Raw genomic sequence first — 22,537 nt, forward strand, 5'->3', positions numbered from 1 at the left:
CACCCTTGCGTAGCTGTGGACGATGCGCAGCGTCCGTGAGCCAAGAGACTACGCACGAGGCTCGGAAGACTACAGACGATCACTGGTGGGTGGGCCTGCTGCGAGGTTTCATGACGGTCAGCACCTCAACCACGTGGTGTCGCGGCCCCGATGGTGCGTAGGTCTCCTGTCGTCTGACGGCCTACCGCGTCCGATTACCCCGCATGTGGAAGGAGTCTGGTTCGGCATGCTCAGAATCGCTCTGTACGGCAAGCCCGGTGTCGGCAAGTCCACCTTCGCCCGCTTGCTGATCCAGCACCTGCAGACACGCGACACCCCGTGTGCGGTCGTGAAGATCGGCGCGCCGCTGTATGAGCTGCAGGCGCTCCTGTACACCATTGCCGGGCGGCCCCTGCTGGAGCCGACCGCCCAAGACGGGCTGCTGCTGGGTGATCTGGCCGGGCACCTGCGCCGGATCAATCCCTCCTCGTTGACGGAACTGTTCGCCGCCAAGGTGGCCGCGGCACCGGCCGAGGCGGTGCTGGTGTGCGACGACATGCGCGCTCCGGATGTCGAGGCGGTGAAGGAACTCGGATTCGTCCTAGTTGAGGTCCAGGCACCCCAGCATCTGCGCCAAGCCCGCACGCACGCCCGAGGCGACCTCACCCCCGTGAGCGAGGATCACCCCGGGGAAGCGCCCGTCGGCTGCACAGCCGACCACCGAGTCGTCAATGACAGCGACCTGGCGGCGCTGCGCGCTCAAGCCGCCGCCCTCGTCGAACGTGTGGAGGCGCCGCTGTGATCCTTACTGGGCACGCGATCGCCGCCGAACACCGTCGCGGCCGGATCGCCATCGATCCCTTCGACCCTGACCTGCTCAATCCCAACAGCGTCAACTATCGGCTCGGTCCGACGCTGCGAACCCACCGCAGCCCCGTGATCGACCCGCTCGCCGAGCACCCGACAGACGAGATCGTCATCCCCGCCGGAGGGATCGTCCTGCACCCGCGCCGGGTCTACCTCGGAACCACACTCGAACGGATCGGCAGTGAGCACTTCGTGCCCTCGCTGATCGGCCGCTCCTCGCTGGGCAGGCTCGGGGTGTACCTGCAGATCTCGGCCGACCTCGGCAACCTCGGCGCGGTCCACCGGTGGACGCTGGAGATCGTGGTCGTCCAGCCCATCCGCCTGTATCCACAGATGATCGTCGGCCAGGTGTCGTTCTGGGTCCCCGACGGACCCGTCCACGCCTACGACGGCCACTTCGGGCGCTTCTCCACCGCCGTCACCCCGCCACCGCGCCTGCTAGCCACCGCCTGAGCGGCTTCGTCGAAGGAGCCACCTTTATGATCTTGACCGGTGTGGAGATCGCCCGCCAGCACGAGCAGGGCCGGATCACCATCGACCCGTTCAATCCCTGCCAGGTCAACCCCAATAGCTACAACTTCCGGCTCGGGGACCAGCTCAAGACCTACACCGCGAGCGTCCTGGATGTCGCCCGTCCCAACCAGGTCCGTGACCTTTTCATGGGCGACGACGGCCTAGTGCTGGAACCAGACCGCATCTACCTGGGGCACACCATCGAGGTGATGGGCAGCGACCACTACGTCCCCATCATCCGGGCCCGCTCGTCCATCGCCCGCCTCGGCCTGTTCGTGCACGTCACCGCGGACCTGATCGACATCGGCTCACACAACCAATGGACGCTGCAACTGCACGCCGTTCAACCGGTACGCGTCTACGCGGGCCTGCTCATCGGCCAAGTGACCTTCTGGCGCACCTGCGGCGACATCACCCTGTACGACGGCAAATACCAGGGTGCGCGTGGCCCGCGCGCCTCCGAGATCCACCGCGACTTCCTCCCGGCCCAGACAGGAGCGAGCGCATGACGTCAGCACACCACGCGGGACCCGCGCAGGCGTGCCCCGACGACGACACCCGCCGCGTCGTGGCCGCCGCCTTCGAGCTGATCTCCTCACGCTACGTGCTGGCCCGCCACCAGATCGGTGCCGCCATCCTGGACGGCGACGGCGGGATTCACCTGGGCCTGCACCTGGACGCCATGGTCGGCCGCGCCGCCGTCTGTGCCGAGGCGGTCGCGCTCGGCACGGCCCGGATGGCCACGCGCGCGCCGCTGCTGCTGGCGGCGGCCGTCCGGCATCCCAAGCCCGACGAGCAGAGCCCCGCCCGGCTGGTCCCGCCCTGCGGTCTATGCCGCGAGCTGCTCCTGGACCACGCCCCCGACCTCGCCGTCATTGTCAACGGACCCGACGGCCCGTACGCGACCGCGCTGACGGGTCTGCTCCCGCACAAGTACCTCGGTACCAAGTGGACTTCAGCCCTCTGACATCCGAAGGAGACCGTCGTGGACTTCCGTACACCCGAACTCGACCGGCTCGCCACCACCATGCCCGAGTCCTACTTCCAGCTCAACACCGCCGACGCCCGCGAGCGCTACTTCGCCGACACCCGCATGCTGGACGGCAAACAGCTCGCGCACAACCGCTTCCGCACCAACCCGCGCACCCTGGTCGATCACCTGGTCGAGCAGATGGCGCTGGCCGGCCACGAACGATGGCTGGACGTCGGCTGCGGCAACGCCTTCATCGCCGAGCAGATCCGCCCCCACCTGGCCGAAGGGAGCATCACCGGCCTCGACATCGCCCCTGGCGTGCTGGAGGCCGCTCGTACCCGGATGGCAGGGGTGGCTACCCTGTGCACGTGGGTCGAAGGCAGCGCCGATGATCTGTCGATGTTTGCCCAGGAAAGTTTCGACCGGGTCACCGCGATCTACATGATGCACTACGTCCCAGACATCGACACCTGCCTGCGCGAGGTCGCTCGGGTGCTGGCCCCAGGCGGCCGGTTCATCCTCACCACCGACCGGCCCGACTCCATGGTGGAAATGTTCGACGCGCACTACACCGCGATGCGAGAGATGAACGCGCCCGAGCATCTGTTCAAAGCCACGCCGAAGGCTCGGATCTCGCTGCTGAACGGGCACGAGACGCTGGCCGCCCACTTCTCCGCGATCGAGCTGCGCACCTGGCAAGACCAGCTGCGCTTCGCCAGTGTCGGGCCGTTCCTGGACTTCTACGCCGCGCACAACTACTGCTGCGCCGCTTCCGCCCCGGGCGACGACCTGGAAACCGGCTTCTTCACCGAGCTGCGCGAGCGTGTCGGCGAACACGTGCAAGCGGTGATCGACGAGCGCGGCTTCTTCGCCGTCACCAAGTTCACCGGCTCTTTCGTCTGCCAGTAGCTCGCGCCCCCGCCGCGGCCTCCCGACGATCGGGAAAGGAACCTGCTTCGATGCTGCACCACCTCACCGCTCTGGCCGACGCACGGGTGCTGATCACCGGCGGCGCCGGATTCATCGGCTCCGCCCTCACCCGCCAAGCCCGCGCCCTGGGCGCCCACGTGACCGTCCTGGATGATCTGTCCGGCTACGACACCGACACCTACACCGCTCTCGGCCACACCCGTGCAGCGCCCGGCATGATCGTGGGCGACATCAGCGACCGGCCGCTGATCGAACGCCTCACGCGCGGCAACGACTTCGTCATTCACGCCGCCGCCTACTCCACCGTGGCCGGGTGCGTCCGCGACCCCGATGCGGCCTTCGCCGCCAACATCGGCGGCACCCACGAACTGCTGCGCGCTGCGGCGGGGGCGAGCAGCGTGCAGCGGCTGGCTTTCATCTCCTCCGCCCAGGTCTACGGGCACGGCGTCGCCGGCCCGGACGAGGTCCAGATTTTCACCGAAGAGCAGCCACTGAGCACGCTCAACCCGTACGCCAGCGCGAAACTGTGGGGAGAAACCCACACCCGGCACCTGCTGGAGGCAGCCGGGGTCGACTACGCGATCGTCCGGCCCTTCTCCGTCTACGGGGAACGGCAGGTCCCCAAGCCCGGGGCCTGGTCGTGGGTGGTGGCCCAGTTCTGCATGTACGCCAGCCTCGGCCAGGAACTGCCGCTCAACAACAGTGGCCGCCAGATCCGCGACTTCGTCCACGTCGACGACGCCGCTCACGCCATCCTCGCCTCCCTGACCGCCCCGCAGGCCAGCGGAGTCACCTTCAACCTCGGCAGCGGGCAGCCCACCAGCGTGCGCCACATCGCCGAGCTCGTCCGTGACCACCTGCCCGCCACCCGCTTCCAGGCCGCTCCCCGGCCCGCAGGAGATCCGTTCGGAGGCCGCGCTGACATCGCCCGCATGGTCAGCGTGCTCGGCTGGCAGCCCAGCATCACCGTCGAGGCCGGTGTCGCCCGCTACCTGACCTGGCTGCACGCCAACCCCGAGGCGATCCCCTCCTGGCTACCCGACGAACACAACCGCGTCGCCGCCTGGGAACACCCTGCATCGGCCGAGCCCGCTCTCACCGACAGCCGGCCCACATGAACAGGCCCCTTCGGGCGGCGGTCATCGGCCTGGGGTGGGCTGGCACCGTTCACGCCAACGCCCTCACCCGGATCGACGGCGTCAACCTGGTCGCCGTGGCCGACCCCGACCCGGTCCGTCGCGCCGCCTACCCGCACGTGCACCAGGCCGCGGATGTATCCGAGCTGCTCCCACACGGCCTGGACTACTGCATCGTGGCCACCCCGACGGCCACCCACGAACAGATCGGCCTCGCCTTGGCCGACGCCAGCATCCACGCACTCATCGAGAAGCCGCTGGCCCCCAGCCTGGCAGCATCCAGACGACTGGTGGACGCCTTCGAGCGCCGCGGACTGATTGCCGCGGTCGGCCACACCGAACGCCGCAACCCGGCCATCGCCGAACTGGCCACCCTGCTGCGGACCGGCGAATTCGGCCAGGTGTACGCGGTGGCGACCCGCCGCCACAGCCCGTTCCCGGACCGCGTCCACGATGTGGGCGTGGTGACCGACATCGGCATCCATGACCTCGACCTGATCACCTACCTCACCGGCCGCCGCATCACCTCGATCACTGCCCACACCATGCGCGTGTCCGGCCGAGGTCATGATGATGCGGCCATGGCCATGTGCATGCTGGAGGGTGGCGGCATGGCCACCGTGGAGGTCAGCCGTCTGGCGCCGCTCAAAGAGCGACTGATCATTCTGCACACCGCCGCCGGTCGAGTGTGCGTGGACGCGGTCACCCGGACGATCACCCACCATCTCAACGCCGCCGATGGCAGCGATCCCGGTCCCGGCGGCTTCCCCGGCATGGCTCCGGGGAGGATCATCATCCACCAGGTTGAGGGTCTTGAGCCGTTCCACGCCCAGAGCCTGGCGTTCCGCGACGCGCTTCAGGGCCGTGCCCACGACCTAGTGACCTTGCGCGAAGGAGCCGCCGCGGTGGCGGCCACCGAAGCCACCCTCGCCTCCGCCCACAGTGGCATCACCGTCACCGTCCCTGAGCTCTTCCCCAAGAGGTCAACGCCGTACGCGGCGGCGGGCTCCATCGCCGCACACCGTGGAAGGGAGTTCTCTGTGACCCTTACCGTCGATGTCGCTGTGCAGTTCTTCCCTCGCGGAGGGTCAGCCCAGGTCATCCGCTACCTGGCCAGCGACCTGGCCGGGCGCGGCCATCGCAGCCGCATCCTGTGCGGCTCCCTCGGTATCGAGGGCGAGTTCAGCCACGCCGAGAGCTTCTACACCGGACTGCCCGTGGCCGCCATGGACTACAACCGGGCGGCCGATGCCTACGCCCGAGGCGGGTCCAGCATGGACGGCCAGCCGTCGCCGTTCCACCCCTCCTATGAAGACCGTGGCCCGCAGGCGCCCGACCGCATGTTCACCGCCATCGCGCCCGCGACCATCGCACACCTGATCGATGCGTGGGCCTGCCACCTCGCCGAGCGGCGCAGCAAACGCCCCGATCTCGTCCACGTTCACCACCTCAGTCACCTGCAGCACGCTGTCGCCCGTGCCTACCCCGGCGTACCGGCGATCACCACCCTCCACGGCACGGACCTCAAGCTGCTCGATCAAGCTCAAGCCCATGTCCGCCTCGCTGACCGAATTGGGGTCAGCCTGCCCCAGCTCGCTCTTGCCTGCCGTCACGCCGACGCTGATGCCCGCCGTGACGCCCTGGCGGCACTGCTGCCGCCCGGCCTGCCGGTCGACCTGGGCGAACGGGCTCTCGCCATCGAGTGGCGGCACTGGGAGCCACGCTGACGCCTGGGCCGGCCAGATGCGCACCTACGCAGAATGCGCAGGGCGAATCGTCACGGTCTCACCCAGCGACCAGGCCGAAGTTGAGCGTCTCCTCGGCATCCCCGCACAGCAGATCACCGTCATCGGCAACGGAGTCGACACCACCCGATTCGCCCCCCAGCAGCTCACCACCGGCCAGAAGCTGGCCCTCCTACGCCGCTGGCTGGTCGAAGATCCGCAAGGCTGGGCACCAGGCAAGCCTCCAGGCAGTATCCGCTACACCGACGCCGACCTGTCGACCATGCTCACCCCCGACGGCAGCCTGGCTCCGATCGTGCTGTGGATTGGCCGATTCCAGCACGTCAAGCGCCTGGCCCTGCTGCTGGAAGCTTTCGCCGCCATATGCAAGAGCCTTTCACCGGCCCCGATCCTGCTGCTGTGGGGCGGCTATCCCGGCGAAAACGAAGGCGAGCACCCCGCCGACACCGTGCACCGCCTCGATCTTGACCAGCGCGTCTACCTCATCGGCTGGCGCGGTCACGAAGAACTGCCGGCCGGACTCGCCTGCGCCGACCTCATGGCGGCCCCCGCGGTCAACGAGAGCTTCGGCATGGTCTACATCGAGGCAGCAGCCTGCGGCGTCCCCCCGATCGCCACCAACACCGGCGGCCCCGCCACCCTCATCACCCATAACGGGCCAGACGCGGATGGCTGGCTCGTACGCCCCGACGATATGGACGACCTGACCGCCGCCCTAGGCGTAGCGTTGACCGACCCCAGCGAACGCGCCCGACGCGCGGCCAATGGCCTGCAACGTGTACGCCGATCATGCGCCTGGGCCCGCGTGGCTGACCAATACCTGCAGCTCTACTACGAGCAAGCCCACCCCTGATCCCACGCCCCCAGGCCCACCGTCGCGGTAGCCTCGCCAACAACATCCTCCGCCGGTGTGCGCGCCCGAGAGGGTGCCCACACCAGCGGCAGGGAAGGACAGCACGTTGACGGTCGGCCAGTCCACCACCCACGACATCGTCATCGGCGCCGACAAGGTGACCAAGCGGTACCGCTCCTGGGAACGAGACGAGCCTCAACGCGAATGGACCGCACTGACACTGCTTACCGAACACGCGCCCGATCTCGCGCCAGCGCCTCTGCGCGCAGCGCTGCATGCCCACCCGCCAACGCTGATGATGAGCCGCCTGCCTGGCCACGTCCTTCGTGGCGAACATGCAGATGACGAACAGGCGACCGCGCTGGCCGCCGCGTTGACGAAGCTTCACCAGTCGATTCCTACCCATGTGGTCGAAGCCGTCGAGCCCGCCGCGTGGGGTCCGGCCGCGGCGGTGGCCAAGGTCCGCACCTGGGCAGACAAGCAGCCCGACCTCGGCCAGGACCCCGATACCCGCCGCGCCTACCAGCACGGTGTCGCCTGGCTGGCGACCAGCACACCTGATCAACTCAGCAGCGATCCGCTGCCCCCCGTTCTCGGCCTGGCTGATGGCAATCACGCCAACTACCTCTGGGACGAACACGATCGCGTGGTGCGCCTCATCGACTGGGAAGACTCCGGCCGCAGCGACAAGGCATTCGAGATCGCCGAAGTGCTGGAACACATATCCCGCCTCGACGGCGCCCTCAATACGAACCAGGTCATCGCCGCCCTAGATTTGTCCGGGCGGGAACGCCAGCGCGTCGAAGGCTTCCGCCGACTCCTCGCCTTCGGCTGGTTCCTCATGCTCGGCCCCGACGGGCCCTTCAACGGCCGTAACCCCCCGGGAACCCTCGAACGTCAGACCCAACGCGTCCTGCACCTCATGCAATGAATGACACCGGCTGCGCTGCAGCCGTGGCAGGCGATCTTAAGGGACCCCGCCGGCCCGAACTGGCGAGGCTAATAGACATGGGTGTGTCGCCCGAGAGTGCAGCAGCGTCCGTCTTTGTCATTTGTGTTCTCTTTTCGGAGTCTAGCTAGAACGCAAATAGCGGTAGTTTGGAGGTGTATTTGTCGACCCCTCCGGAGGTTTCCTGATGATTCGGGAGGAATATTCACAAGCCGGAATAGTGAGCGGAATCGGGCGCTCGGTTCCGTTCGCACATTCAGCAGTCGCCGTCGCGTTCTTCCTCACTGCCTGCCCTGCGATCGAGGCTGCGGCTGAGGTGGAGCCTTACTGTCCGCCGGTCTCCCGGCAGGCGCACGAGATTTACGACATCGACCGGTGGTGCGCGTCGGTGAACGGTGATCTGGGCGACGGGCGGGTGCCGAATTTGGGCGAACGGCTGGAGCAATCGCGCCGTAAGCCCGCCGAGGCATCACCTGTTCCGAGCCCTCGGAAATCCTCAGAAACAGGAGATGCCGTCGCAGAGGCCAGGCAGCCTGAAGCCGAGCTCGGAACACGCACGCCGAGGACCGGCGAATCGGCCGAGCCCGGTGCTGGCACGAAGATGGGCCGGGAACCGGATCTGACAACGGGTCCACAACACGGCGAAGCGGATGATCGGCAACGGCAGCGGGAGGGGGATGTGGTCCCGGTGGTGACGGGGGCGCCGTCGCCCGGTCCGTCAGCGCCGTCCTCGTCCGCCACTCCTTCGCCTTCGGGGGCGCCGTCTGCCGCGGCTTCTTCCCCTGCGGGTTCACCCGGCGCTGGGGCGGGGCGGCCTGGCGCCGGGCCCCGCTCAGATGGGACGGGGCCGTTGGGGGCTGCGCTGGTGTTCGGCCTGCTGGTGATGGTGCTGGCCGCTGCGTTGATCGCCCGGGTACGGTCTCGGCTCGGCCTGGCGGGCGAGGGCTCTGCTCGCGGAGGGCACCGTGTGGGCGGCGGGGACATGCTTCACGATGACCACAGCCACAGAGAGGTTCTGCCGGTCGCGACTGCTGCTAGCACACGGGCTCCTGCTGTCGAGCCCGTCGAGGTGAGAATGGCCGACGCCGCGGAGAACCCGCAGACGGACGCGCCTGCACCTGCTGGGCAAGGTGACGCGCCGCCAGCAGCCCCCGCTCCTGCGGCTGATGCCGCGATGGCGGCGACTTCGCTCAGGCCGGTGGCGTCGGGCTTCGTGGGGGCGGCGGGCAAGACCAAGGTCGAGGTGCTCGGGGTGCCGCGGGTGACCTGGTCGGACAAGGAAGTCTCGTTTGGGCGGGCGGAGGCGCGGGATCTGTTCGCGCTGTTGTCGCTCTCGCCGGATGGGGCGTCGGCTGAGGCCATCGTGGAGGCGTTGTGGCCGGGTGATGGCGGGCGTGGTGGGCGCCGGTTGGAGTCGGCGGTGCGGGAGATCAACCAGGCGATGCGTCAGGCGACCGGGTGCGCGAGCGGGGTGCGGTTCGTGGTGAAGTCCGGGGAACGGCGGCTGCTGCCTGCGGCCTGGTTCGATGTGGACTTCTGGCGGTTCGATCAGGCGTGCAGGCTGGTGTCGACCGCAGTCGAGGACGCGGGGCGCAAGGCGGCGTTGCATGAGGTGCTGACCCTGTATCGGGGACCGTTGCTGGCCGGGCGTGATGATCTGTGGGTTCTTCCGGTACGGCAGGCCGCTCAACGGCAGGCGATCAACGCCGCCGTACGGCTGGCGGAGTTGGTGCGTGCGGATGATCCGGAGCGCGCGGTCGACGTTCTGCACCTGGCGGTGGAGCGCATCGATCCCTACAGCGAAATGTTGTGGGGTCAGCTCATGACGATTCAAGCAGAGCTAGGTCGTCAGCTCGCGGTGCGGCGCTCGTTCGAGCTGTTGAAGGAGCGGCTGGCAGAGATCGACGTGACTCCCAGCCCGCAGGCTCAGCAGGTGTATGAGCGACTCGTTCGCTGATCGGGCTTGGAGGAAGAACGACGAAGGGGCGAGGGCTGGCGGCGTCGGCCGGGGCCTCACCCTTCGTCGCGCAGATCGCGCTGGTCGCGTGCCGGATAGCTGGCCAAGGCTTCAGAAGTGATCAGGTGGATCGGCTGCGTGTGGTAGATGCGGGCCAGCAGCCGCAAGGTGGCGGCGGAGGGTCGCCGGCCGGCCTGGGGCCAGGTCTCGTAGTCGTAGAGGCGGGCCTCGCGCAGTCCCGCACCGGCGGTGCCGTCAAGCAGGTGAAATGCCTCGACGGTTTGGGCGGCGGTGAGTCCGGCCGCGTACCGGTGCAGACGGAGCGGGGTGGCGGGGTGGTCGAGGGCCAGGATGAGGGCGATCTGCTGGGTGGTGAAGCCGTGCTGGCGGAGGTAGCGGTTGCGGCGTCGGCAGTCGAGCAGGGTTTGGTATCCGGTGCCGGACATGATCTGGTGTCCCCTTCGCATGGATGCGCGGTTGCGCGCGGCCCCGTGGGTTGCGGGGGTTGGGGGACGGTAGCCGGGCTGCGGGGAGGGGCTCCAGTCTGGGTGTGGGGTAGTCGTCGTGCGTTTAGCGGTGGGGCAACACGCCACGGTGACGGCGTTGCCGCTGGTCGGGTCCACGTGTGGTGGGGTTGGCGGGTTGGGGATGTGATTCGGGCGCGGAGATGGGTGATCGTGCTGGCCGCTTCCGGCACCGCGCCGGGAACGTGACCCGAAGGGAACCCTCCATGGACACGCGAACGCAGCACACACTCCTGGCCGAGCCAAGCAACCCCGTCATGGCGCCGACCTTCCACCTGCGGCGGGAGCCGCTCGCGGTGGAGGAGTTCCCGGATCTGGCGCCGGGGTTGACGATGTCGACGTTCCGGGCGCGGCGGCTGTGGTCCGGGATGGCCTGGCGACGCGCCTTCCCTGGGCGCGGTGACCAGTCCGCGCTGGCCCGCCGCATGGTGGGCCGGCTTCTGGCCGACACGGGGCGGGTGGAGGACGCGATGTGGGTGACGGCCGAACTGGTCAGCAACGCGCTGCGGCACACCTGCTCCAGCCGAGAGCTGGGGTTCTTCGTCGTCGAGGTACTGCGCGGGACGGCCTCGGTCCGGATCGTGGTCTACGACCTCGGCGGCGGCCCCGTCCCCGACTTCTCGCGCACGCCCGGCACGCTGCCGGAGACGGCCGAAGGCGGGCGGGGACTTGCCGGAGTCGCCAAGCTGGCGGCCCGGACCGGCGTGGTGGGCAACGAGGTGACCGGGCACGCGGTGTGGGCGGAACTCGCCCTCGCCGAAGAGGCGACCGGCCAGGCTTCGGAAGGGACGCAGGCTGATCACACGGCCGGATGCGATGCGGACGAGCAGGGCGGCCCTCGGGAATCGCTTGCGGCTGAAAGACCCGACGCCATCCGCCGACAGGACGGTGTCCGCCTGGACCCTTCCGTGGCCCGGTGGGAGGCGAGCTGAAGAAGAACGCGGACCGGGTGTCCGCGTACGGGCAGGAGCCATGGGCGCGACAGGCGCTCGCCGACCTGCGCCGGGAATGGCCTGACTGGGCGTTCCTCGTTGCGCGGTATCGGTGGCTGGCGCTGCGCGGCAAGCAGGTGGTGATCAGCGCGACCGGGCCACGCGAGCTACGGCACGCCCTGCCCCCCACCCCGCCCAAGCCGACCTCGACCAAGCCGACCCCGACCGGGCCCGCCCCGGCATCCCGTTCGATTGCGCCCCGCCCGGTCGAGCGCCCTGCGCTGGAGCCGAACCTGGTGACACGGCCGACACTGCCGACGTTGGCCGAGCTGCTGCAGGGGGCTCCCGGGGTGAGCTGGACGAGAGCGAGCGCGCCGCCGTCGGCCTCGGCGTCCACACCGGGCGCGGGGGCCCGTGCGGGCGTGGCGGGTGGGGTTGATGGTGGCGGTGCGGGGCTGAGCGGCCCGCTACCGGCCGATCCGCCACCGCCAGGGGTGATGGCGGCGGTACGGTCGGTGACGGGCACGTGGGCGATCACGGGGGCGGTCACGGGGGCGGTTGCTGGTGTGGACGGGGCGCGGGTGGCGTGGTGGCAGATCGGGTGGTGGCCGTGGGTCCGGGACCGCGACCGGACGCGAGCGCGCTCGCGAGCCAGGGCAGGCGCTCGCCGGGCTCGTCATGCCGAGCCGGTGAACGCGGGACGGCGTCGCCGTGCCCGGCCAGGGCCCGCAGCAGCGGTGAGACCGATCGCTGCCTGACGGCCGGGTCGAGGGTCGCGTCCCGGCGCGGGGGCCGGGACGGGGCTTGACACCTGGGGCGCAGGTGGGCGTTGATACCTACCCGCCCGCCCATCCGGTGCGGAGGGGGCACTGGGTGGGCGGGTCTGGGTGGGTTCGCCTTGTGTTCGGGACGAGGCGAACCCACCAAAGTCCAGGCCGATCCGATCGGGCGTCGCCCCAAGAGGGTGAGAAAATTGTGGGCAGATTTCCGTACTGGAAATTGGGGTAGCGTTCCGGTGCGCGGTTAAGATCGCTACCCCTGCCGGGGGTCGTTTTCGCAGGTCTTCCCGATTTCGGACAGCGCACTGGGCGGCCCGACTCGTCTAAAGACGACTCCCTTTGAATATGTGTGTGCGCGTGTTCGTGTGACTGGCCGTGCTGCTGATCTCCCGGTCCTCTGCTTGCCTGCTTCCTTGCCGCCCTCATTTCCGCCCGCCCGCCTGTTCGGGTATGGAGGGGCGCTGGGTGGGCTGGGCGCGGTGGTGGGTTCGCCTCGCATTCGGGGGCGAGGTGAACCCGCCGCCGGGCGTTGAGGCGGCGGGTTCGGCCGGGGCCGCGAGGGTGGCCGTTGGGCAGGGGTGTCACGTTTGGGTGTTGCGGGCTTTTCGGGTGGGGTGTTGATCGGTGTTGCGATCGGTGTCGCGTTTTGTTGTCGCGTTCGGTGTTGCCGCTGAGATCGCGACACCCCCTGGCGTGTCATCTGCGCAGGTCACGCAGGTTTCGTCTGTTGCGCTGGCCGCCCCGAATCGCCTATGGGCGACTCCTTTGAGTATGTGCGCGCGTGTGCCTGTGACTGGCTGGGCTGCTGATCTCCCGCGCTTGCCTGCCTCCTCTTCCTCTTCCTCTTCCACTTCCTTCCTCCCGGCAGCTTTCGCCGGCCAGCGGCCAGGCCGCTGGCCGGCCCTTGCGGTGACCTCGCCGTGAACAGCGAGAGGAACCTCCGCCCGGAAGGCGCGGCTCCCCGGCTGCGCCCGCGCGGGGCGCGGCCGGGCCGGACACCGGACACCCCAGGCCACGCCCCCGGCAGGCATGCGTCGGCCCCGGTGACCGCCCGTGGGGCGGCACCGGGGCCTGTTGGGATGGGGCCGGGTACCGGGTCAGGCAGTGGCGGGTGTGGCGGGGCTGTCAGGCCCGTCCGTGCCGTCTGTGCCGTGCGTGCCGTCCGTGGTGTCGCCGGGCGGGATGGGGGTGGATGGGTGGATAGCGAGGTGCGCGGCGATCAGTTCGGCGACGTCGGCGGCTGGGGTATCGGCAGGGATGCGGGTGTGGGGGGTGAGGTGGTCGGCGGTGTAGGGGCGGGGGCGTAGGTAGATCCACTCGATGGTGAGTGATGGCGCGGGCACGTCGGCCGGGGCGGGGTTGATGGGGATGATCAGGCTGACGTGGTGGCCCTCGGGGGAGACGTAGCGCTGGTGAAAGGCGTCCCCGTGCCGGGTGCCCTGAAAGCTGCGGCGGTAGCAGTATGCGGCCAGTGCGCGGGTGTAGGGCAGGGTGAGCGGCATGTGGGCGGCGATCTCGTCGAGGCTGAGGAAGTAGTCGCCGAGGATGGCCGTCATGTGGGCGGCGATCACCTCGAAGCCGGTCGCCTCCGTGGGCACGCATGCCTGGCAGTTGTGGGCGTCGCCGCAGGTGCCGCAAAATCCGCCGAGGCCGAACATGTGCTCAAAGACGCAGATTTCGAGCAAGGTGCCGTCGTCGCCGCGTTCGGGGCGGACGATGACGGGCTGATCGTCGCGGTCGTCCCACATGATCGCCCATCCGGGGCCGTGCTCGGCCAGCGCGATGGCGTGGGCGGGTTCCACGATGCGGTGCCGGGTGCCGGTGCCGCCGTCGGTGGCGGCGTCGGTGCCCGTATGGGTGCCGGTGTCGGTGTGGGTCATGTGGTGTTCCCCTTTCGTTTCCCCCGGCGGGTGGGCCGGGCGGGTTAGTCGGCGGCGTTTCCCGCCTAATTCCATGGACGCTCGAACCCGGTATTCATGTCAACCCGAATGCGCATTCATCTCGCGGACTCTTTCGAGCTGGAATTCGGGCAATTGGGCATCGTCCGCCGTCGTCCGGTGAAATGTGTGAAGAGTCGGGCCGGCCGCGAATGTCAAGCCGAAAGGTCCACCTTCTCGCGAGATGTTTTCGCAGATGAACGGCCCATTCGTTAGGTTAGCCTCTCCAGCCGTTGGGGTGACAATGTTTGTGGCCGGGTCGGCTTGCCAGCCGGGTTATGGGCGAGGGATGGTCGTGACGCAAACAAAGAAACACCGGCCCGCACCCGGGGCCAGGAATTCGATCGGAAAGGGCGTCACGCCATGGCTATTCACACCCCGGAAATGACCGCTACCGAAACCATTCCCGCCGACACCGAAACCGCCGCCGCCATTCCCGCCACGGACGCGCCCGTAACGGCCCCTGACGGCCCGGACGCCGCCGCCCCGGCCACCGGTCCGGCCCTGGATGCGGACGGGCGTGTGGGGGCGGTGTGGGCGGCGCTGACCGCTGAGCCCGGCGCGTCGGCCACGATGATCGGGGCGGCGGCCGGCCTGAGCCGGGTGGTGGCGGGCAAGATCCTCAACCTGCTCGAAGCCGACGGGCACGCCCGCCGCGAGCCGGGCGTGAGCGACGGCACGAAGGGGCGAGCGGCTGACCGGTGGTACCCGACCACCGCCACCGGCGAGGCCGACGCAACTGCCTCGGCCCTCGAATTGCCAGACGCCGCTCCCGACGTGGCAACCGCGCCGGACACCGGCACGAACATCCCGGACAACGACGCGGGGCCCGCGCCGGAGGAGGACGTTCCCCCATCCGGTATCGGCCCGGCCGACCCCGACCCGGCCGATGAGCTGGCCGATGCCGAGGAGGACGTGGCCGACGACGAAGCGATAGGTCAGGGCTCGGCCGGAATCGAGGTTGAAATTGAGCTGGTCTACCGCGCCGACGCTGACGCCGATGAGCCGGAAGCTGAGCCGGTGCCGGATGACTCGGCGTGGGCGCGGGCCTGTGCCGAACTGTCGGAGCTGGCAGCCCTGTTCAGCGGGGTGATCACGGCGAAGGACGAGGGGAACGACGTGCTGGCGTTGGGGTCCCTGGAAATGGCCATGACGAAGGTCACCTCGGCGCACCGGGCCGCGCGGGCGACGCTGACCGGCACCGCCACCCTGGCCCGCACCGGAGCGGGGACCCGTCCGGGTTCCGGCGGCGGCGTGGGTGGCAGTGTGCGGCCGGGCGGGTTGCGGGACCTGGTTCACAAGCACCTGATCGAATACCCCGGCAAGGAATTCACCCCCTACGAGATCGGGCAGGCGCTGGGGGGCCGTTCGTCCGGCGCGGTGGCCAATGCCCTGGACCGGCTGGTCGAGTTCGGGGAGGCGGTGCTGACGACGGAACGCCCCCGGCGTTTCGCCCTCGCCCCCACTGCCACCCCCGCCCTGGTCAACCCCCCGGCATTGCGCCTGGCTGGCCCCGCCGACACCGGGGACAGTGCGACAACCGACACCAACGGCGACTGAGCGGAGCCGGGGTGGGCGGTCCTGACCAGCCCGCCCACCCCGGCCCAGCCCGTGTAGCGGGCGGTGCACCCCTGCAGCCCCGCCCCCACCCCGTAGCCCCTGCCGGGCCTCATCCCCGCCACCTCGGCACCATCACCCCCGGGCACTGCCCCACCGTGTAGGGCACCCGGCCACAGCCGGACGGGCACCCATAGCCCGCGCAGATCACCGGCCTACCGGCCCGCACGGGCCGGGGCCGGACCCACCACCAACGCCTTTCGCGGCATCGCGTCTGTTCCGCATGCCCGCACGCCCCAATACCGCACCCACCCGCAACGCCGCATGTCGGCACGTCAGAGAGGGACATGTCATGGCTCACGAGATCGAAGTCTTCGCCAATGGTTCGGCCGGGTTCGCCGCCGCAGGGAAGCCCGGCTGGCACGGCCTCGGTTACACCGCGCCCGGTCCGATGACCGCCGAGGAACTGCTGTCGCGTTCGCATCTGGCCGGGTGGAACGTGCGCAAGGTGCCCGTCGGCCACGTGACCGACCCCCTCACGGGTCAACAGGTCGTCACCGACGAAGACTTCCTGGTGGTGCGCACCAACCCGGTGACCGGCCTGCCGGAGCGTCTGGGCCGGGTCGGACGCGACTACCAGGTCCTGCAAAACGAAGACGTCACCGGATTCCTGCAAACGCTGGTGGATGAGTCGGGCGCGATCTTCGACACCGGCGGCTCGCTGAACAACGGACGCCGGGTGTTCGTCACCATGCGCCTGCCCGAACCGCTCATGATCGGCGGGTTCGACCAGATCGACCTCTACCTCGCCGCGTTCTCCCGCCACGACGGATGGGGCTCGTTCACCACGGTCGCCACCCCGGTCCGGGTGGTGTGCGCCAACACCGAACGTGCCGCGTTGGCCAACCACGCCTCGAAGTTCACCCTCCGGCACACCGGCAACGTGACCGGGCGCATCGCCGAAGCCCGCGAGGCCCTCAAACTCACCTGGAAACACGGTCAGGCATTCGCCGCCGAAGCCGAGAAACTCCTCGCCGTCCCGATGGAGGTGAAGGAGTTCCGGCAGTTCGCCAACCGCCTCCACCTCCTCCCCGCCGATGCCAAAGACCAGACCAAACGCAATCACGACCTGACCATGCGGGAGCTGGAATACCTCTTCGCCCAAGCCCCGACCCAGGAGCCGATCCGCAACACGCGGTGGGCCGCCTACAACGCGGTGACCGAACGGCTCGACCACAAGAGCCCCGTCTTCGGCAGCCGCGACATCGCCACCGTCCGCGCCGAACGCGCCCTGCTCGACGACCACGACAACGCCAAGATCAAAGCCCGCGCCTTCCGGATGCTGGCCACCGCCTAACGCCGAGACCCGCCCGTCCCGTACGGCCCCGACACGCGCGGGCCGTACCGGACCCCAACCCGGCGGATAGCCCGGCCCCGCGCCCCGTACGGCCCGCCACACCCCCGGCGCGGCGCTACCGGACCCCGACCACGCACGGCCGCATATCGCCCTAGACACGCGCCGGACCGGGGACACGTGCCCGGCCATGTCCACCGCGACGCCTCCGCCCACCACACCCCAGCCCCTGACCGTGAAGGAGATCATCATCATGGGTCGGCTCGAAGATCTGATCAGCACGCACGCCGCCAACGCCCGCTACGAACTCAGCCAGGCACTCACCTCCATCACCTCCCTCGATGAGGAGGGGAAGCTCGGCGACTACGACCTGGGCCGCATCGCCGACCGCTACCACCTGATGACCTGGTGGCAGGAGGTCACCGACCTCACCTGCGGCATCGAGGAGACCGTTGACGGCGGAACCGCCGTCTTGATGATTCGGCAGCGGGCCCAGCGCTACCTGCTCGAGGTACGTGTGCGCACCTTCAGCTCGGCTTTCACGATGGCCATGGCCGAATCACGCCGCAACGCCGCCCAGAACTTCCTCGATGCGACCCGGCAACTCGCCGACGCCCTCACCCCACCGCCCCCGCCAGACGCCCACCCCGACGACACCTACGGCGGACACGCCGGGCCCGGCTCCGGCGTGTGGTCCGACCCGCCGGTCTTCTAGCCCGGCCGGAACCGCAGTCACCGCCCGCCCCGTCCCGCCCGCCCGGACGGGACGGGCGGGGCGCGCGGGACGGCACCGCCCCGCGCCGCATCCCAGGCCCCTCACCCCCTCGCCAACCCATGTCACCGAAGGAAAGGAACGCCCATGGCCGACCTCTACCAACCCGGCCCCCTACCCCCACTCGGCAGGGCCGACAGCCCAGCCCCCGACCCCGCCCCGGCCCCGGCCACCACGACGGCCGAAGCGGACGAGCGGGCGCGGTGTTCGTTTGATGAGCTGACCGCCGAGAAGATCAGCGCCGCCCGGCGCGCCTGCTATACGGCGGCGGCCGAGGCCGTCTCCGTGTTGCAGAACGGGCGCAGGCTGGCCGGTGAGCAGGTGTTCGCCGCCGCCTACGCCCAAACCTTCCGCGCCTGGTGGGACCGGGTCGAGCAGGAGATCACCACCAAGAAGCTGAGCAGTGACCACGCGGTGCGGCGAGTGCGCTCCTGGGCCCGCCACCACCTGACCGGCGAACCCCCGGCCCCGCAACCGGGCACCTTGTTCGACCACGGGCTCGCCCACGCCTCACGCCTGGCCGCCCGCGACTTCCTCACCACCAGCGGCCACCTCCTCACCCACCACCTCGCCACCGAACCCGGGAACGAAGCCGACCTCTCGGCACCGGGCACACCGGCAGACCACCACCCCGACCCTGGCCCCGGCCTTTCGGTCGCGTCCCCGGCCGCGTTTCCGGCGCTGCCCCCGGCCACAGCGGACGCGCCGTGAACGGGCACCCGACCCCCGTCAGCGTCGCCCGGCGCTGGCATCACCCCATGGAAGGACAGCCCCGTGATCAACCACCCGCAGCACCCCACCACCCCGAAACCCGCACCCGACCCCGGCCCCGACTTCAGCACCGCTCCCGCTCCCGGTAGCGCGCCGGGTGAGGCGTTGTCGGTGGAGGCGGTCATCGAGCAGGCCCGCACGATGCGACAGCGCAACATCAACGACCTCGCCCGACGGCTGGGCCGGGGCGAGCAGCTGAGCGGCGAGCAACTCCGCGACACCCTGCGCGACCAGACACTCGCAACATGGTGGCTGCTGGTCGAGCGCCACATCCGGCACGCGGGCGGCGGCCTGACCCCGGAGCAATCGATGGCCAAGTTCGCCTCCTGGATCAGCACCTACCTCAAAGACGACGCCGTCGAACCCGTGCCCGACATCGCCCTGTACGTAGGCCTCCTCGGAGAAGACCTCGAGCACGAATTCGTCCTCCACCACGTCAACCGGGCCATGACCCTCATCCGCCGAGACGCAGCCCGAACCTTCCTCCGCCAGGTGAGGTCACTCGCGCCGGCCTCCGCGGAGCAGACACCTTCCGGCACCTCGACCGGGGCCGAGGGGACGGCATGAGCGACTGCGCCGTCACCGGTGACCCCGCACCCAGCACCCTCCGTGCAGCGGCCACGACCAAGCCGGAACCCGGACCGGTGGACAGCTCGGAGGTGGAATGGTTCCAGATCCTGGCCTGGCGCTGGAACATCACCACCGCCAAACAACTCGCCCACGGCCGCGAACCGCAAGGCCGCCTCGACCCCGCAGCATGGAAGGCCATGCTCGGCGTGATCACCATCAACACCGACCACGCCGCGCGGGTGGACCTGACCGAACCGCTGATCATGGCCCCGGTACCCAACGGCGGCATGCTGATCATCGACGGCTGGCACCGCCTCCACAAAGCCCTCAACACCGGCGTCACCGAACTCCAGGCGGTCATCCTCACCGCCGAGGAAGAGGCCGCCTGCCGCATCTTCGGCGGCGAACCACACAACGACGAGGGATACGACGCGTACGGAGAGTACGACGAAGACGACCAAAACCATGACGACGAGGAGGATGGCCTGGCTGATGCCTGAGCCGGTGGCGTAGGGGGCATGCCCCGCCCAGCACCATAACGGTGTGCTGGCCGGGGCATACCTCCTTCACCACCGGCTCGATCAGCAGGTCACGTGTCCGCGCCCCATGATGCGGAGATGCTACCCCGCTTGGACCAGAAGGGCCCGTACCTGCACGGCTTCTGGTGTTGAGGTTCGCCGCAGGTACGAGTTTGCTCAAGGCCGGGGATACGCGCAATCCGCATGGATCAGAGCGTCATTGTGGTGGTGGGTCCGGGACGGCCCCTGCGGCGGCTGGTGTGGCGGATTCATACTCACCCGGCCACGGGGCCACCCCCGGCGCTCCGTACGCCGGGGCCGGGCCTCAGCGCGGGTCGGGTGGACGGTTGCGGGTGCGCGGCTGACCGGGTGCAGCCGATTAGCTCTGCCTCGGCCCGGGCGATGACCTCGTCGGTGACCGCCGCGTTCCTGACCGGCACACCCGCGCCCCGGCCGGTGCCGCCCGGTCGTCCCACCACCCGGACCACGGCGAAGGGCACGGTATCGAGCGAGGCGGGCGGGACGGTGATCCACCTGCCCACCTAATGGCGCTAGGCAGCTTGCAGAAGGGGAGGTAGGCCGACCGGACGCTGATCTACCTCCCCTCCCCCTCTCTTCCCCCGCAGCGGGAAGGGAGAGGGACTCGGGACGGGATGAGCCGCCCACCCGGGGAACACAATGACTCCCCTGGGTGAGGGCGTCCCGAAAGCCCCTTGGGGGTCCGGCAGCAGCGCACGAGGGAGAGTGTGCCACCACTGCCGGACGTCTAGACGTTCGGGTCACGTTCCAGAGGGTGGGCGGCCCCCCGGGTGGTCGCGGACCCGGACTGACGCGACCTCCCGTTGTCGGGTGGGGAGCCGCCCGTGATGGCCTGGCGGGAGTCGGCGAGCGCACCAGGCCATCACCCCTCTTTCTGGGCAGGCCCAGGGGCTCGCGCCCTGGGCCTGCCGGTGGCTGCTCTCCGCTAGGGCGGGGAGCCCGAGCAACCACCTCCCCTCCCCTGGCAAGCACAGGCTGCCTACCAGAGGGGGGCCGGGTCGGGTAGCGGCACCCGCGATCATGGGGAGCGTGCCGCCACCGGACGTCTGGGGGTGAGCGGCCCCTTTGCCTCGCGGCCCTGAAGCCGCGATCCGCACCAGCGCAAAGGAGCCGCCCACCAGATGACCGGGCGGAAGGGGAACCGCCCGATCGCCCGCGGAGAGTGGCTGACCGGACCTCCTCGGCCATCCGGTCAGCCACCCGAAGTGACCGCGTCCACGGTTGCCTGCGAGGCCCGCGGTCACCCCATCCCGGGAACGTGCACCCGAGCGGGTCTGCGCACCCGCCCGGAGGGGTCCCGTCCCGGGAAGCCCTCGAAATTTCACTCGTTCACTTGCGGTTGGAGGGGGCGGCCCCTCCCCATCGCGGCGTCGGCGTTCGCGATGGGTCCCCTCGACAGGCAAGAGACCGCCCCCACAGGCGACGACCGGCTCAGGCCGGGGGGACCCTCACCATCGTCACCACGGCCGACCGCCTAGACCGGCCAGCCGCCGGTGACCACGCGTTCCACAGCACGCGATCACCTCGGAATCAGACAGACACCGGTCACAGTCGCCCACCACCCGGCACCCATCCGAGAAGCCTTCCTTGATGTTGCCCTCACTCGCCCGGCCTCCGAACCGGGATGCCACCGCCAGATGCACACCCGGCCGGAAACGTGCGGGTAAGGGCACCGCCACCCACAGCCCCGCCCGACACCGGCGGGTCACCGGGGTGACAGCGTCCAGGTCTGTGACCGCCCGCCCTGCGGCCGCTGTCGGCCACCACAACGCCACCACGGGCCACCACAACGCCACCACGGGCCACCACAACGCCACCACGGGCCACCACGGGGCCGTCACGGAACGGACAGCACGCGCCCCCGCCCGGTGTGGTTCGTGACCGGTCAGGCGGCGTGCGGGGCCGCTACCGCCAGCACCCGGCCCACGCGTTCGGCCGCCCGATCGAGGTGGACGACCTCGACGATCGGTGCCGCCCAGGACCACCAGAAGAACCACTCGCCCTCCCGCGGCGAAGCCGACAGCACCTCAGCCAAGGAGGTGGCCTCCGGATTGATCACCCGCAGACGCGGCAACCGCCCCTGCTCGGTCAGCACCCGCGCGAGTAAACCCCGCTCGCGCAGCACCCGCTGCAGGTCAGAGAGATAGACGGCGGCCTGCTCGGCAATCGCCGACTGGACAGAATCGGGCATGGTCGACTCCCAAGACGGTCAGCGGGAAGAGAAAGAGAAGCGAGATACGGGACGCGAAAGCGGTGCGCAGGCGGCGGTCATCAGGCAGACGGCCGGTTCCCGCTCTGGCTCGTACGTCGCCGCCGCACGACAGGGACCGCCAACGCGACACCCCCTAGAAACCAGATCGCGATGAGACCGAGCACCGCCAGCGCCACCGGGCGGACCACCTCGGCCGGAGCCACCACGGAGAAGACCGCGAAGGCCGAGGTGAAGGCCAGCAACAGCCCGTTGACCAGCTTGTGACGGGACATGACGAACTCCATTCAGAAGCGAAAGAGGGGGAGACACCGGGGCGGGCGGGCCAGTTAGACGGCACGCCAGTTAGACAGTTAGAACGTGTCGCTACCCGGAGTTACGGAGGGTGGCCGGTACAACAGGGCGGCGCATAGGTTCCAGGCGGACCCGCTGACGCGCCAACCGGATAGCCCGGATCTCAGGGGCCGAACAGCGAACGGCCGTTGACCGCGCGGCGGCGGACCCGCCAGCGATGCCTAAGCACCAGCCCGACGAAGACGCCCGGCCCACCGACCAGCACCACGACTGTCACCGGCACGGGGATGCCGCCGGGCGCGGCGGCGATCCAGCCGACGTAAGCGGCTGTGACCAGCACTGGGGCAAGCATGAGCAGGCGATGGCGGCGCACGATGCT

General features: G+C 69.6%; 23 protein-coding genes. 17 read left to right on the plus strand and 6 right to left on the minus strand.

The features are described 5' to 3' along the window. The first annotated feature begins 226 nt into the window (after positions 1-226). The 10 genes from ACIBEJ_RS33980 to ACIBEJ_RS34025 all read left to right on the plus strand — a co-directional run bounded on the left by ACIBEJ_RS33980 (position 227) and on the right by ACIBEJ_RS34025 (position 9,902). Complete coding sequence (locus ACIBEJ_RS33980) at positions 227-781, plus strand: ATP-binding protein (protein ID WP_397186976.1); 555 nt, start codon at positions 227-229, stop codon at positions 779-781. Continuing rightward, positions 778-1,299, plus strand: a complete 522-nt coding sequence (locus ACIBEJ_RS33985) for a dCTP deaminase domain-containing protein (RefSeq protein ID WP_397186977.1) — start codon at positions 778-780, stop codon at positions 1,297-1,299. Before ACIBEJ_RS33980 ends, ACIBEJ_RS33985 begins: the two co-directional genes overlap by 4 nt. Before the next feature lie 26 nt (positions 1,300-1,325). Next, on the plus strand, positions 1,326-1,868 hold the full coding sequence (gene dcd / locus ACIBEJ_RS33990) for a dCTP deaminase (RefSeq protein ID WP_397186978.1): 543 nt from the start codon (positions 1,326-1,328) through the stop codon (positions 1,866-1,868). Continuing rightward, positions 1,865-2,326, plus strand: a complete 462-nt coding sequence (locus ACIBEJ_RS33995; protein ID WP_397186979.1) for a cytidine deaminase — start codon at positions 1,865-1,867, stop codon at positions 2,324-2,326. Before dcd ends, ACIBEJ_RS33995 begins: the two co-directional genes overlap by 4 nt. An 18-nt stretch (positions 2,327-2,344) precedes the next feature. Beyond that, the gene (locus tag ACIBEJ_RS34000) at positions 2,345-3,241 is read left to right on the plus strand and encodes a class I SAM-dependent methyltransferase (protein WP_397186980.1); all 897 of its coding nucleotides are present in this window, start codon (positions 2,345-2,347) and stop codon (positions 3,239-3,241) included. Between the two features lie 50 nt (positions 3,242-3,291). Continuing rightward, positions 3,292-4,380, plus strand: a complete 1,089-nt coding sequence (locus tag ACIBEJ_RS34005) for an NAD-dependent epimerase/dehydratase family protein (protein ID WP_397186981.1) — start codon at positions 3,292-3,294, stop codon at positions 4,378-4,380. Beyond that, positions 4,377-6,125 (plus strand): Gfo/Idh/MocA family protein, encoded by a 1,749-nt coding sequence (locus tag ACIBEJ_RS34010; RefSeq protein WP_397186982.1) that lies wholly within the window; start codon positions 4,377-4,379, stop codon positions 6,123-6,125. The genes ACIBEJ_RS34005 and ACIBEJ_RS34010 overlap by 4 nt, the downstream gene beginning before the upstream one ends. Positions 6,126-6,141: 16 nt before the next feature. Continuing rightward, on the plus strand, positions 6,142-6,996 hold the full coding sequence (locus ACIBEJ_RS34015) for a glycosyltransferase family 4 protein (RefSeq protein ID WP_397186983.1): 855 nt from the start codon (positions 6,142-6,144) through the stop codon (positions 6,994-6,996). A gap of 106 nt (positions 6,997-7,102) precedes the next feature. Beyond that, positions 7,103-7,927: a phosphotransferase family protein gene (locus ACIBEJ_RS34020; RefSeq protein WP_397186984.1), complete on the plus strand. Its 825-nt coding sequence runs from the start codon at positions 7,103-7,105 to the stop codon at positions 7,925-7,927. 1,093 nt (positions 7,928-9,020) lie between these two features. Then, positions 9,021-9,902, plus strand: coding sequence for a BTAD domain-containing putative transcriptional regulator (locus ACIBEJ_RS34025; protein ID WP_397186985.1), 882 nt, complete (start codon positions 9,021-9,023; stop codon positions 9,900-9,902). Positions 9,903-9,958: 56 nt separating this feature from the next. On the opposite strand, the gene ACIBEJ_RS34030 is transcribed toward ACIBEJ_RS34025, so the two are convergent. Beyond that, the gene (locus tag ACIBEJ_RS34030; RefSeq protein WP_397186986.1) at positions 9,959-10,348 is read right to left on the minus strand and encodes a hypothetical protein; all 390 of its coding nucleotides are present in this window, start codon (positions 10,346-10,348) and stop codon (positions 9,959-9,961) included. A gap of 284 nt (positions 10,349-10,632) precedes the next feature. Here ACIBEJ_RS34030 and ACIBEJ_RS34035 point away from each other — a divergent pair, with 284 nt between their 5' ends. Then, a complete protein-coding gene (locus ACIBEJ_RS34035; RefSeq protein ID WP_397186987.1) occupies positions 10,633-11,358 on the plus strand; it encodes an ATP-binding protein in 726 nt (241 codons plus the stop codon). 1,876 nt (positions 11,359-13,234) lie between these two features. On the opposite strand, the gene ACIBEJ_RS34040 is transcribed toward ACIBEJ_RS34035, so the two are convergent. Then, the gene (locus ACIBEJ_RS34040; RefSeq protein ID WP_397186988.1) at positions 13,235-14,017 is read right to left on the minus strand and encodes a hypothetical protein; all 783 of its coding nucleotides are present in this window, start codon (positions 14,015-14,017) and stop codon (positions 13,235-13,237) included. A gap of 420 nt (positions 14,018-14,437) precedes the next feature. Here ACIBEJ_RS34040 and ACIBEJ_RS34045 point away from each other — a divergent pair, with 420 nt between their 5' ends. From ACIBEJ_RS34045 to ACIBEJ_RS34070, 6 genes are all read left to right on the plus strand, one after another. Further along, on the plus strand, positions 14,438-15,634 hold the full coding sequence (locus ACIBEJ_RS34045) for a hypothetical protein (protein ID WP_397186989.1): 1,197 nt from the start codon (positions 14,438-14,440) through the stop codon (positions 15,632-15,634). Positions 15,635-15,983: 349 nt separating this feature from the next. Further along, on the plus strand, positions 15,984-16,988 hold the full coding sequence (locus tag ACIBEJ_RS34050) for a DUF932 domain-containing protein (protein ID WP_397186990.1): 1,005 nt from the start codon (positions 15,984-15,986) through the stop codon (positions 16,986-16,988). 250 nt (positions 16,989-17,238) lie between these two features. Next, positions 17,239-17,700, plus strand: a complete 462-nt coding sequence (locus ACIBEJ_RS34055) for a hypothetical protein (protein ID WP_397186991.1) — start codon at positions 17,239-17,241, stop codon at positions 17,698-17,700. Between the two features lie 144 nt (positions 17,701-17,844). Further along, positions 17,845-18,468 (plus strand): hypothetical protein, encoded by a 624-nt coding sequence (locus ACIBEJ_RS34060; RefSeq protein WP_397186992.1) that lies wholly within the window; start codon positions 17,845-17,847, stop codon positions 18,466-18,468. 63 nt (positions 18,469-18,531) lie between these two features. Next, complete coding sequence (locus ACIBEJ_RS34065; RefSeq protein ID WP_397186993.1) at positions 18,532-19,095, plus strand: hypothetical protein; 564 nt, start codon at positions 18,532-18,534, stop codon at positions 19,093-19,095. Positions 19,096-19,187: 92 nt separating this feature from the next. Further along, positions 19,188-19,598, plus strand: coding sequence for a ParB N-terminal domain-containing protein (locus ACIBEJ_RS34070; protein ID WP_397186994.1), 411 nt, complete (start codon positions 19,188-19,190; stop codon positions 19,596-19,598). A gap of 293 nt (positions 19,599-19,891) precedes the next feature. On the opposite strand, the gene ACIBEJ_RS34075 is transcribed toward ACIBEJ_RS34070, so the two are convergent. The 4 genes from ACIBEJ_RS34075 to ACIBEJ_RS34090 form a co-directional block, all read right to left on the minus strand. After that, a complete protein-coding gene (locus ACIBEJ_RS34075) occupies positions 19,892-20,158 on the minus strand; it encodes a hypothetical protein (RefSeq protein ID WP_397186995.1) in 267 nt (88 codons plus the stop codon). A 1,382-nt stretch (positions 20,159-21,540) separates the two neighbouring features. Further along, a complete protein-coding gene (locus tag ACIBEJ_RS34080) occupies positions 21,541-21,846 on the minus strand; it encodes a hypothetical protein (RefSeq protein ID WP_397186996.1) in 306 nt (101 codons plus the stop codon). Positions 21,847-21,926: 80 nt separating this feature from the next. Continuing rightward, entirely contained in the window at positions 21,927-22,139 is a 213-nt protein-coding gene (locus tag ACIBEJ_RS34085; protein WP_397186997.1) for a hypothetical protein, read from the minus strand. 182 nt (positions 22,140-22,321) lie between these two features. Beyond that, complete coding sequence (locus ACIBEJ_RS34090) at positions 22,322-22,498, minus strand: hypothetical protein (protein ID WP_397186998.1); 177 nt, start codon at positions 22,496-22,498, stop codon at positions 22,322-22,324. Between the last annotated feature and the right edge of the window lie 39 nt (positions 22,499-22,537).

It is taken from the genome of Nonomuraea sp. NPDC050790 (genome assembly GCF_044456745.1).
Classification (GTDB): domain Bacteria; phylum Actinomycetota; class Actinomycetes; order Streptosporangiales; family Streptosporangiaceae; genus Nonomuraea.